We start from the raw sequence: 12,213 nt of genomic DNA on the forward strand, positions 1-12,213 counted from the left end.
CTTGTATCAGCCGTGGGTCTACTTGCCGAAGTAGGCGCTGGTGGCGCCGTTGTACTTGAGATGCTTGTAGCCGGCGGGTTCGACGCGCACGGTCGACTTCTTGACCTTCTCCCATACCTGGGCGTCGGTGAGACCCTTGCCGTAGGTGTGGACCTCGATGGTCACGCCGTCGCCATACTCCTTGCGTAGCGCCTGAATGTACTCTGTGGCGGCGGTGCAATCGGCGGTGATGACTACCTTGTCGGACTGATGCTCTACGATGACCTGTACAGGATTGGTAGTGCCAAACTCATACTCGGTACCCTTGATATAGACCTTGGTGTCAATCTTCAGATCCCAGGTGCGGATGGCGAAGTCGTCCTGCTCTGCCACGTTCTCCTTGGCGAGAGGGATCTCGACGACAACCTTCTTGGCAGCCTCGTCGCGCACATGGATAGAGGTCTTGATTTCGCTCCAGTCCTTGTGGGCTTGCTGGTGGATGTCTACCTCCACGTTGCCGTCGCCGGTGGCGGGCACGGTGTTGTCATCCTTCTTGTCGGTGAGGTCCTTGTTCTCCTCCTTGATGTCGCCGCCCACGCCGGGGATAGCCGAGAGGTCCTTGTTGGTCTTCTTGGTCAGCACACCGTCCACGTGCCAGCTATCTTTCTGCTTCTTCACCATGTACCAGATGACGTAGAGGTCTTCGATATCTATGTCCTTGAGCTTCAGTTTGGGGTTCAGGTTGGCCTTGATGATGCTCTTGAGCTGCGGTTGTTCGACTATAGCGTCGAGGGTGGCCTTTCCCTTGCTGTCGTAGACGTATTTGTCGTAGTCGTCATTTCTGGAATAGTAGGCGTAGTCGGCGTCTATATATCCCTTGTTGTATGGCAACCAGACAGTGTTGCCGAATACGTCCTGGGGGAAATAGTCGCCCGACTTGCAGTCCTCGGCGCCGGCGATGCGGTTGTCTAAACGGATGAAGAAATAGGCACCCTTCTTGTTCACCTTGGCAGCCGCAGCACGGGTGGCAGCGGTCTTGTTGCCCTGGATGTACACTTGGGTAGCCGGTTCGGTCTTGGACTGACCGCCCTGGCCTCCTGTCCCCTGTCCGGAAGTGGAGTCGTCGCTGCAGGAAATCATGGCGATTGCAGCGATAGCCATAAACAATACTTTTTTCATGATGCGATGATTTTGAATAGTTAGTAATGGTTATCAAGATGTCGTCGGCGTCTGCCTGCTCACACAGGCAGGCGCCAACGGCAGTTATTTGTTTGTCTTTGATCGCGTCTCGGATGGTATAGACGGCTGGCGGCTACTTGCTGAAGTAGGCGCTGGTGGCGCCGTTGTACTTCAAGAACTTGTAGCCACTGGGCTCAACGCGCACGGTGGCCTTCTTGAGTTTCTCCCATAGCTGGGCGTTGGTGAGTCCCTTGCCGTAGGTGTGAACCTCAACGGTCACGCCGTCGCCATACTCCTTGCGCAGCATCTGGATGTACTCTGTAGCGGCTGTGCAGTCTGCAGTAATGACCACCTTGGTAGCCTGATGCTCAATGGTTACCTTCACAGGATTTGTGGTGCCAAACTCGTACTCGTTGCCATTGATATAGACTTTGGCGTCAATCTTCAGGTCCCAGGTGCGGATGGCGAAGTCGTCCTGCTCAGCCACGTTCTCCTTGGCGAGAGGGATCTCGACGATAACCTTCTTGGCGGCTTCGTCGCGGACATGGATAGAGGTCTTGATTTCACTCCAGTCCTTGTGGGCCTGCTGGTGTATGTCTACCTCCACATTGCCGTTGCCCGTAGGGAGCACGGTGCTCTCGTCTCTCTTGTCCTCGAGGTCCTTGTTCTCATTCTTGATGTCCTCACCGATACCGGGTATGTCGGTCACGTCCTTGACGTCCTGGTCGGTGAGCACTCCGTCGACGTGCCACAGGTAGTCTACGTTCTGGTACTTGACAATATACCACAGCACGTGGAGCTTCTTGAGGTCAACGCCTTTGAAGTTGATCTTGCCCTTGCTCTTGTCGGCTTTGATGAGGTCCTCTACAGTGGGCATCTTGTCAATGGCCTTCAGCGTAGCCACGCCCTTGGTGTCGAAGACATACCAGGGGTTCAAGCTGCTGTTATTCCAGCTGGGGTAGTACACGTCGACGGTACCCTCGTTGGCAGCGACCATGACGCTCTTACCTGTCTCGGTCTGGGGGAAGTACTCTTTGGAGTCGAAGTTACCGATGCCGGGGATACGGTTGTCTACGCGGATAAAGAAGTATGCTCGGTTGGTCGGGACCTCAGCTACGCGGGTGGCAGCCACCTTGCTGCCCTGGATGTACACTTCGGTAGCTGGCTCAGTCTTAGCTTGGCTGCCGCCTCCTGGCTCTACTCCTGGAGTGGAGTCATCGCTGCATGCCATCACGGTCATTGCGGCGAAAATCATGAATAATACTTTCTTCATAATTGTAATGATTTGAAATGTTTGTAAATGTTTGTTTGTTATATTTTTGATGATTATTCTCTTGTTGGGGTCAGTCGCGCCACGGATACCTCACGTGCTGACGGCTGTCGCGCGAGGCGTCGGGAGTGGTATAATATCCTTTCTCCGAGGCTTTGCCATCTACAAGTTCCTCGACATTGTTGGCACGGCGCTGCGAATGAACTTCCTCGTAGTCGGGTTGGTCAAAGGAAGGCGGTACCACGTTGACATCAAAGGTGAGTACAGCCATGCCGCGGGGGAGCACGTTGCCAAAGAGCCTGATGCTATGGCGGACGTAGCCGATGTTCTTGGTGGTGTCGAAGGAGAACTTGAGGGTGATGGAATCATGAGGCGGAATGGCGTCGATGTCCTTGGGAGCGTCGATGCAGCCACACGAGGGCTGGATATCGTCAATCAGGAACGGGTCGTCGCCCTCGTTGCGTACCACGTAGGTGAGGTCGAGCACCTCGCCAGACACCACGGGATAGTAGTGGCGTATGGAGTCGGACACGGTGATGTAGGTGGGCCGCACGCGCTTTGTGCATGCGGTCTCCATCACTGCCGTCATGCCTATTATGACCAGAGGCAGGAGTACTCGTGACGCCTTATATATATAATAATGTATATGCATCATTGTCTGTTGGTTATTTCTATTTCGTCGAGAGCCATCGTCTTGCGCCCTTCCGCTGCAGCGGTCTGCGTGATGATGACCTCGGTCTTGACTCCAGGCTGCAAGCCCGTAGCGCTGATGCTCACCCTGACGCGGCGGCTGTCGGTTGGGGAGGTTATGATGGCCTTGCCTTTCACCGCTCCGCCCTGCACGACCTCTATCGATGACGGCGCGAAGATGTGCCATTGTGGTGCGTGAAGTAGCGTTACATGGAAGACGGCTGCTGATGGCAGACCCGATGATACCGAGAACCGCTGTACTGGTGCCGATGTGATCAGCCAACCCAGATGATAGTCGGTGGCAAATCCCTGCTTGCCGTCGGTGAGGAGATGGGTGTCGGCTTTGGGCTCGGCATCGATGTTGGCGCCGTGGAGCAGATTGCCGGCGGTATCGAGCCAAGGATAGCTCTCCTTCCACTGCTTGAGGTAACCGTCGAGGTCGCCGTCGCTCTCACGGTAGTTGGCCATGTCCTTGAAGGCGGTATGGTGTGACAGCAGCGAGGTCATCGCCTCTATCTGCTGACGGCTTGGTGCCTGCTGCTGACTGCGCATAATCTCCAGGCGGGTAAAGGCAAGCGCCGTAAGCAGACGGTTGAGCTTGCTGCGTTCAGCCTCGTCGGCTTGCTTGGAAGCCCGGTCCATCGTGGAGAAGAACTCGCCAAACTGCTGGGCGTTGAGCCAAGTGCCGAGCGCCTCGTCGATGCCGCCGTAGAAGGGCAGAGTGTGGCGCAGGGCCTGCTCTTCTATCTTGCGATAGTAGTCGCCGAGCAGCTGACCCGTCTTGGGATAAGCCGAGGCGAAGTAGCGGCTGGCGCAAGCCTCGATGTCGACATCGGGATTGATAAGCAGCTGTGCCAGCACATAGGTCTGCACATCGTCGAACGGCGCATAGTCGTATCCGCTGCCGTTGAGGAACACGCCCTTGACACCCAGGTCGCGGTAGAAGCGCAGTCTGCTCTGCATGTGGTGCAGACAGGGGTAGGGGGTGAGGTAGTCGTCGAAGTTGCGCATGTAGTCCCACACATAGACTCTGCCGCAGCATTTCTGCCAAGCCTTGATCTGCGCCTCGAGACCCTCGTGGCCCTTGGCCTGTGATGCTTCCGGCGCCATAGGCATGTCGATGGCGCTCACCATCACGCCCACGTTGTCGGGCAGACGGTGTGTGGGAGCCGTGCGGGTGGTCGAGTAGGCCGAGGTGAAGAACATCTGGTGCGGGAAGCGGCGCGCCAGCCGCTCGATGAGGGCTGTCACCGCCGGCGTAGCCGACTGCGGTGTGTTTCCTTTTACCTTGCATGCGGCGCATTGGCACACCAGCCGATTGTCGTTGGGCACCACGGCAAAGCGGGTGGTCACCCCGTCGCTGCCGTCGCCATACTGGTCTACCACAAACTGCTCATAGGCATGGTAGAGTGCCTCCGACGAGAAGCAGAACTGCCCCGCGTCGCGCTTGCCATTGACCATAGCCGTCGCTTCGGCCGGTATACCGTCGGTAAATACCTTGCGCAGATTGTGTCCCCACAGTCCCCAGTCGAAGTCTACATTGCCCACACCCAGTATGGGCATCATGTCGGCATTGGTATTGGTGGGAGTATAGATGCTGCGATGCTCGAAGGCGAAGCTGCCTTTAGTGTCGCTCTTGCAGTCGACCACAGCGGGAGGCAGGTCGGCAGAGAGGAAGCGGCCGTCATCAGCCGACGCCGAGCTCATGAACTGGTATTGCAGCCAGAGCATCGCTTCGGTAGAGCGCGCCTTGAGTCTTATCTCGTGCGGAGCCACAGCCACCTCGTAGTCGCTGTCCATGCTGCCGTCGAGGTCGACCACCAGCTGCAGCTGACTGTCGTCCTGAGCTTTTCCGGCGATGATACAGTCGCGGTCGGTAGCCCGTTTCTGGAAGTGACTCTTCAGATAGGCAGCCCATTTGGCGTCGCCAGGGTCGCCGTCGTCGGCAGCCTTGACGGCATACTCGCTGTACTGGCTGAAGGGCTTGAGCTCTGTGCCCGAGCATGCAGCCAGCAGGGTGACAGGCAGGGCGAGCATCAGCGCGCACACTGCTGTGGCCATTGTCTTAGAAGCTGATGAGAACTTGTACATCTATGTTGAACAGGTTTTTGTATCTTGTATTGACGCCGTCGATGGGGCTCTCTTCGGTGCCCGTGCGGGTGTTGGTCTGGGTGTAGTAGGTGAGCCAGGTGCCCAGCACGCCCAGTGTGACATTGCGGTGTATGCGGTACTGACCGCCCAGGCCCACCTGGGTGTTGAGTCGGCTGAAGGTACCAGGCATCGCGTTGTCTATCATCGACGCTTCGGGCGCCGAGCCGATGCTCGCCAGTGCCTGTATGCACGACTTGCCGTCGTTGAGCATGTAGTACTTGCCCTGCAGTATCAGGTTGGCATACATCTTACTCTTCATATTGTAGAGGTCCAGACGACCGTTGAGCCAGAAGAGGTCGATGGTCTTGCTGGCGCCGATGCCCAGGTTGAGCAGCAGATTGTGGGTGTCGTCCCAGTGGTCGAAGACCCATGCCGGCGAGTCCTCGCCTGTAGCCTGCCATCTGAACCGTTTCTCGTAGGAGTTGATGCGGCGGAAACCGGCATGCACCTCGCCTTCCCAGTCATGGGTGAAGTTGCGGGTGAGACGGGCGTTAGCCATGAGTTGGGGGAAGTACTTGTTGGCCAAGCCCACCGTAGCCGTTCCCGACCACAGGTCGTCAAACTGGTGTGTCCATTCGCCCACCAGCTGGATGCCCGTACCTCCGGGCTGCTGGTCGTCGCTCTTGGTGTCCTTGGCGGCACCCTCGCGGCCGGCGTAGTTGAAGCGCACGCCGACGGCGTCGGTATCGTCCAGCTTGCGTGTATACTCTATCGAAGCCACAGCCGTGATTACATCTTCTTCTCCATAGCGTCCTTGCAGGTATTCAAAGTTGAGTCCATTGCGGTAGCCGCGTGCCACGAGTCCGTCGAGATGGCGCCGGAACGAAGCCTCCTCGCCGTAGCCCGGACGGTAGTATTTCTGGTAGACATAAGCAGAGTCATACTCATGCTTAGCCTCAAAGATGAGACCCTTGGTGTAGAGCAGCAGACGGTTTTCGCTGTCATACTCTATCGCCTTGTTGATGACGGCCATAGCCGAGTCGTTCTGATGACGCTCCAGGAGCGCCATGGCCCAGTCGCTGCTGTTGGTACTGTTGGCGCGTATCAGCAGCGAGTCGCCCATATACTCTGCCACCTTGGGCAGCAGGATGTCCTGAGAGTTGGAGTACTTGCGGTCGGTGGTGTAGAGCGCAGCCTGCTTGACCACATAGAAGTTGTCATTGGGATAGCGCTCGCGGCCCAGAGCCACCCAGCGGCGGTGCTCCTTCCAGCGCTTGAGCTGGGCAGAGGTGTTGACAGCATATTGCAGACCGTCTTCAGAGAGGGGGCATATCTCGAGCAGGCGCAGGCTCTGCGTATAGGCTTTGCCATAGGCGCCCAGCCTGATGAGGCGCTTGATGTGGGGCACGGCAGCTTCCTCGTAGGCGTTGACATACTGGGCGCGGGTGAGGGCGTCGTCTTCCTCTTCGCATTCCTTGGCAAGCAGTTCGAGAGCCGCCTCGGTGCGTCCGCTGCGGCTGAGGATGTCGGCGTGCTTGAGTATGGTGCTGGGCGCATCGGGGAACTGCGCCTGATAGTCGGCGAGCGCACGCTCGGCGGCAGTATAGCGGCGCAGCTCTACGTTGCAGGTCACCATGCGGTTGAAGGCAGCCTCGCGCACCTCCTTGTCGGTAGAGTGCTCTGCGGCAAACTCGAGCAGGGGGAGGGCTTCGCCGTAATCGCCATTGTTCATCATCTCCATGGCACGGGTGAGGCGCTCGCGTGCCAGCTCGTCAGCCACATCCTTGTTGGCGGGGTTGCGCTGGTAGAGGCGGCTGAGCAGACTCGATGCAGCCTGGGCGTTGCCCATACGGCGGTTTACGATGTATGCCTTGTAGAGCAGGTCTTCGGTGTCGCCCTTGCGCTTGCGCTCGGCGGCGATATAGGTGAGGGCGTCGTCGTAGTAGCCGCGGGTGATGGCGGTATTGAGCAGATAGTCGAGCGACTCCTGGCTCTTGGTGCGCTCATAGACCTTGCCATAGAGGATATAGGGGTCGCCCTTGGCGGCAGCGCGGGCGGCGTCGGCCTGGAGCTGTCCGTAGAAGCTGTTGAGCTGGCCGCTGTGGTTGTGCTTCATGCAGCGTTCCACAAACGCCATCGCCTCGCCATAGCGGTTGTCTTCGGCCAGGATGCCAGCCTTTTTGATGATGAGGCGGTAGCTGCCGGGCAGATTGCTCACGCCGCGGTCGGCCACGTCGATGGCTTCGCTGCGGCGACCCTGCTGCAGGAGCAGGTTGCAGAGCATCAGATAGTGCTCTTCCTTCTTGGGGTCGTTGTTGACCAGCTGCTGCAGCGACTCTATGGCGCCGTTCTTGTCGCCCGCCTTGCGGTCGGCGATGGCGCGCTGTTCGAGGCGATAGTTCAGGTCTTTCTTCAGCTGTGCGTCGTTGGGGTAGATATGGCAGAGGCGCTCCAGCAGACGGTCGGCCTCCACATCGTTCTTCTGCTTGCGGTAGAGGTTGATTTTGCGGCGCCAGAGTCCTTTCCAGTAGGGATGTATCTCGAGCAGCTCGTTGACGTAGCAGATGGCGCTCGAGTAGTTGCGTGTCTCTTCCTCGACATTGATGATGAGCTGCTTGGCCTCGACGTTGGCGTTGTTGTCACGCAGGGCGCGCACCAGATAGAAGCGGGCGTCGTCGTAGGACTTCTTGTGGTAGTAGTAGCGGCCGGCGAGCTCGTTGAGCGTCGACACGTCGGGGTAGCGCTTCAGACCTTCGTCGAGCAGACGCTTGCCGCCCTCCCAGTTGCCGCGCTTGAAGGCGGCGCGCACCGTGGCGTCGTAGTAGTCGGGCAGATGGATGTCCTTGGTCTTCACTATCGACTGTGCCTGCACCTGTGCAGGGGTGAACGCAAGTGCCGAGGCTGCCATCATCAGGGTCAGCGCCATGCCGCATATCTGTGGTTTATGTATTTTCATCATCATGACTTTGGTTTTGGTTCTTTATTCGGTGGTTTGGGTGGCTATATTGATGTCGGGGCCGGGGGAGTTGTCGGCCTGGCCCTGAGCGTTGCCGCTGTTGGGATTGTTGAAGCCCTTGCGCTGCATCTCGCCCCATACGATACGCTTACCCATGATAAACTTGAGGTAGCCGCGCAGCGAGAAGAGCATGATGAAGGGGTGGTAGAAGAAGGGCTCGAGCAGGGCAGCGAGCACGAGTCGCAGATAGCTCCAGCCGCGCATGCGGGTCTGCAGATAGTCGTAATAGATGACGACAAGCGAGAGCTGGAAGCAGAAGATATACATCATCAGGAAGATAATCCAGGCTGTGCCCCAGTTGACGCCGCCCGTGAAGGCGAGGTAGAGGAACGTGCAGAAACCTATCAGCTCGATGACGGGGGCGATGAATTCGAAGATGAAGAGGTAGGGCATCGTGATGAGACCCAGCTGACGGTATTTCTTCTTGAACATCATGCGGTAATACTTGGCAAATGTCTGTATCAGGCCGTGTCCCCATCTCACACGCTGGCGGTACAGCATGCGCAGGTTTGACGGACCTTCCGTCCAGCAGCAGGTCTGGGGTATCTGTATCACGCGGTAAGGCTTGTCGAAGTCGCAGCAGTAGCCTATCATGCGGGTAAGCATGTCCATATCCTCTGCCAGCGAGTCGGCAGAGTAGCCGCCGGCGTTGATGGCTATCTCGGTGTCAAACATACCGTAACCTCCCGATACGTTAGGCATGGCGTTGATGTGGCTCCAGCCCATCTTGCCTATCATGAACGAGCGCAGATACTCCAGTGTCTGGAACAGAGGGATGGGCGACCAGGGTATGCTGTACTTGATGAGCTCGCCGTTGACCACCTTGCAGGCATTGGAGATGTTCATCACGCCCGATACGGCTATCACGTTCCTTTCTTCCACCATAGGGCGCACGCACATACGGATAGCGTTCTTGGAGAGGATACAGTCTACGTCGGTATTGATGAAGTAGGGATAGTTGGCTACGTTCAGACCGGCGTTCACGGGGTCTGCCTTGGTACCACCGTTCTCCTTGTCCACCACGCGCAGCTTCTCATACTCCTTGCGGTTGGAGATAAACATACGCTTGAACGGTTTGGCGATGATGCGCTGCTTGTAGAGATAGGGCACTTCGACGAGGTCAAACTCCTCAATCATCTTCTCCAGCGTGCGGTCCTTGCTACCGTCGTTGACGATGATGACTTCAAACTTGGGCCAGTCTTGCGAGAGCAGCGACTTCACGTTGTCCACGATGGTGTTTTCCTCGTTATAGGCGGGAGCCACGATAGACACACCGGGGGTATAGGGCGAGTTGTCGAATATCTTCTTCACGTAGATGTCGCTCAGGGAGTGGCGCGAGCGGCGTGTCTCTCTGAACGACAGGGCCACCAGCATCACGTAGCTGAACATCAGCGCCATCGAGTAGAAGAAGACGAGATATCCGTAGGTGTATAATATAATCTCTTTCATCGTGCCAAATTCTTGATATAACTGTCAAACACTCTAACCTGCTTGAAGAGGATACTGTCGTCCTTGTCGGTACACTCTCTCTCCAGGCGTTCAAACTCTTCCATGCCCTTCTCGCCATACAGGCTGAGCGACATGATGATGTTGAGCTTGGTCGACTGGACCTTGGACTCGCTCCATGCTTTCAGGAAGAAGGGGATGGCGCGGCCCGTGTTGAATGACACCAGGGCGCGGAGGATAAACAGGCGCAGATGCTCGTTCTGATGGGCGTAGGCAGCCATGAGCAGCGGCTCTGCTGATACCAGATGGGCCTTGATGATACACTCTATGGTAGCCTGGCGTACCACCTGACTCTTGTGGGCCAGGTATTTCTTCATGTTGTCCACATCCTCGGCTGTGCCCCAGTAGCCCACCTCTCTGATCAGACAGGCTTGCAGCTTCTCGTTCTCACACTCGGCGATGATAGGGGGCAGCGAGGGCATCTCCTTGTTGGCTATATGGCGTGCTCTCATCAGGAAGTGTATCTCCAGAGCGTCCCATTCGCGCCAATCATAGTTGTGCAGCTCGCTCTCCATGAAGAATCTGAAGGGATTGTAGTCGCTAAGCCACAGATAGTACATACGTGTCTCCTTACGGATGACCTGGTTGACGGAGTTGAGCAGGCGCACCAGCACCGACTCGGGCAGGTCAATCATCATGAACTGGGAGATTTGCAGCGCGCGACGCCTGTTGGTGCGCGAGCCGAACACGAGCATACGCTCCATGAACTCTTCGATGGCGAGGGCGTTGCAGAGGGTGCGCACGTTGCGGTAGTTGTACTCGTTGTAGTAGTCTGACTTGACCTGCACCAGCAGCATGCACAGCGCAAACATGTACTTGGGCTTCTTGCGGCGGGCTATGTCGCGGGTGGTGAGGCCTATGCGCTCGTCGATCTCGTTGCGGGTGAGTTTGTCCTTATTGAGTGTTATCTCGCAGAAGATGTCGTAGAAACGCTTGTAGTAGCGGTTGTAGATGCGGTTGCGTCGGCCCTCGAAATGCTTGTTGACACTGATAGAAATGGTAAAGACGACCATCGATATACAGCAGATGAGAATCATGAAGATGCTGACACGCACCACGAAGGGATAGTTGAAGAAACCATTGTACCACATGGTGAGCACATATCCCATATAGTCGATGGGGGAGAAGTCGCGGGTGCGCATACGGTCCATGATGCTGTCTGTAAAGACTTGCGGGCAGCACAATAAGGTCATAGACAGTGTAAGCACTATTCGCTTTATTGCTCTCATTTCAGTTGTTCTCAGTTTCCTTGTTGGTTGAGGCAGTCTGTTGATACAATGCCAAGAATTCGCAATTCTGTTTATTCCGTTTATAAGCGCGTCTATATTGATTATATGTTGCGCCTATATTAATTAACGTGAGTTCGACGAATATACTTTAGAATAAAGTAAGTTGCCTGTCATTTGAAATGTCCACGGTCTGTACTCGTATGGTTGGTTTCTTTGGGAAGTAACAGTATGCAGCTATACCTCCCAGAAGATTGACTACAAAATTGTCAAAGCTTCTATGTCGTGAATGCTCAACTTGGGCAATGTTCTTCAGTTCATCATTCACAGTCTCAATGATCGCCCTCTTCCTGAGCAGCAACTTGTCGGAAACGGACATCAAAGCTCCCTTCATGTTGCTCTTGAGTTTCGTGATAAGCTGAATGCCATCCACAAAAAGTCTTTCAAACAGACGCTTTCCAATATATCCTTTATCACCAACGAGCTTTCCATAAATGAATTCGACAAAAACTTTATATTCAAGAGGTTTTCGGTCGTCAACATCCCCAGGGGTTATCATAAAGTTGAGCAATTCACCTTTCTCGTTGCATATCAAGTGAAGTTTGAATCCAAAGAACCAACCCATGGAGCATTTGCCTCTTTGTGCGATACCCTTGAAGGTCTTGTGAATATGGATTCTCTGATTCTTGCATACTCGCAGAGGTGTGCTGTCGACAAAACTGATACCTGTACACTTGCCAAGCAAGACCTTCTTGATGAACACTATCAATGGGATGGCAATCTCCCGTTCCAGTTCAACGAAACGATTGTATGATACCACCTCAGGAAACAGATGGCGCATGTGTTTGCATACCTTTTCGAGATAGAAATGCTTCAGGCAGCGATACCCTGATGAATGAAAGAGAATCATTATAATCATGATTTCCGCCTTTGACATGCGGCTTTCACGGTGGTATTTGCGCTTTCCTTCTGCCTTAAACGTATATTTTGCCATCTGCGCATCATAAACTTTGCAAAAATCATCAGCAATACAGAAAATTTCTGTAACTTTGTCTTCGGTAATCATAGCGAAATTCTTTAGTTTCATTGTTTTTTATCCACTACAAAGTTACTAAAAATTTCGCTAATTAACGTGAGTTCGACGTAAGAGTTATGCAATTAGTTTGCTTTTGTCAATGATTTCAATATTCATTGACGGCTTTTTGGGCAGTAGATTGTATGCAATGAGGCCTGCAAAGAGATTGGTTGCAAAGTTG

Annotated in this window: 8 protein-coding genes and 1 pseudogene; all 9 read right to left on the reverse strand. The window is 55.2% G+C overall.

Annotated features, from left to right (window positions below; genetic code table 11):
- Positions 1-18: 18 nt before the first annotated feature.
- Positions 19-1,158 (reverse strand): hypothetical protein, encoded by a 1,140-nt coding sequence (locus tag CIK94_RS10285; protein ID WP_144008374.1) that lies wholly within the window; start codon positions 1,156-1,158, stop codon positions 19-21.
- 133 nt (positions 1,159-1,291) lie between these two features.
- Positions 1,292-2,431, reverse strand: a complete 1,140-nt coding sequence (locus tag CIK94_RS10290; protein WP_094423005.1) for a hypothetical protein — start codon at positions 2,429-2,431, stop codon at positions 1,292-1,294.
- 70 nt (positions 2,432-2,501) lie between these two features.
- Entirely contained in the window at positions 2,502-3,083 is a 582-nt protein-coding gene (locus CIK94_RS10295; RefSeq protein ID WP_254046200.1) for a DUF1573 domain-containing protein, read from the reverse strand.
- Positions 3,080-5,179, reverse strand: a complete 2,100-nt coding sequence (locus tag CIK94_RS10300; RefSeq protein ID WP_158216558.1) for a DUF4838 domain-containing protein — start codon at positions 5,177-5,179, stop codon at positions 3,080-3,082. Before CIK94_RS10300 ends, CIK94_RS10295 begins: the two co-directional genes overlap by 4 nt.
- Before the next feature lie 4 nt (positions 5,180-5,183).
- Complete coding sequence (locus CIK94_RS10305; protein ID WP_094423009.1) at positions 5,184-8,171, reverse strand: tetratricopeptide repeat protein; 2,988 nt, start codon at positions 8,169-8,171, stop codon at positions 5,184-5,186.
- An 18-nt stretch (positions 8,172-8,189) separates the two neighbouring features.
- Entirely contained in the window at positions 8,190-9,674 is a 1,485-nt protein-coding gene (locus tag CIK94_RS10310; RefSeq protein WP_022310316.1) for a glycosyltransferase, read from the reverse strand.
- Entirely contained in the window at positions 9,671-10,960 is a 1,290-nt protein-coding gene (locus CIK94_RS10315; protein ID WP_144008375.1) for a HEAT repeat domain-containing protein, read from the reverse strand. The genes CIK94_RS10310 and CIK94_RS10315 overlap by 4 nt, the downstream gene beginning before the upstream one ends.
- A gap of 148 nt (positions 10,961-11,108) precedes the next feature.
- A complete protein-coding gene (locus tag CIK94_RS10320) occupies positions 11,109-12,023 on the reverse strand; it encodes an IS982 family transposase (RefSeq protein ID WP_094387102.1) in 915 nt (304 codons plus the stop codon).
- 84 nt (positions 12,024-12,107) lie between these two features.
- Positions 12,108-12,213 (reverse strand): annotated as a pseudogene (locus CIK94_RS14100) (IS982 family transposase); the annotation flags it as partial.

Source organism: Prevotella sp. P4-51, from assembly GCF_002251455.1.
Classification (GTDB): domain Bacteria; phylum Bacteroidota; class Bacteroidia; order Bacteroidales; family Bacteroidaceae; genus Prevotella.

What these genes read in the sequence shown, in the direction of transcription:
- CIK94_RS10285 (WP_144008374.1), bottom strand. Translation starts at nt 1,158, where the DNA reads ATGAAAAAAGTATTGTTTATGGCTATCGCTGCAATCGCCATGATTTCC.
- CIK94_RS10290 (WP_094423005.1), bottom strand. Translation starts at nt 2,431, where the DNA reads ATGAAGAAAGTATTATTCATGATTTTCGCCGCAATGACCGTGATGGCA.
- CIK94_RS10295 (WP_254046200.1), bottom strand. Translation starts at nt 3,083, where the DNA reads ATGATGCATATACATTATTATATATATAAGGCGTCACGAGTACTCCTG.
- CIK94_RS10300 (WP_158216558.1), bottom strand. Translation starts at nt 5,179, where the DNA reads ATGGCCACAGCAGTGTGCGCGCTGATGCTCGCCCTGCCTGTCACCCTG.
- CIK94_RS10305 (WP_094423009.1), bottom strand. Translation starts at nt 8,171, where the DNA reads ATGATGATGAAAATACATAAACCACAGATATGCGGCATGGCGCTGACC.
- CIK94_RS10310 (WP_022310316.1), bottom strand. Translation starts at nt 9,674, where the DNA reads ATGAAAGAGATTATATTATACACCTACGGATATCTCGTCTTCTTCTAC.
- CIK94_RS10315 (WP_144008375.1), bottom strand. Translation starts at nt 10,960, where the DNA reads ATGAGAGCAATAAAGCGAATAGTGCTTACACTGTCTATGACCTTATTG.
- CIK94_RS10320 (WP_094387102.1), bottom strand. Translation starts at nt 12,023, where the DNA reads ATGATTACCGAAGACAAAGTTACAGAAATTTTCTGTATTGCTGATGAT.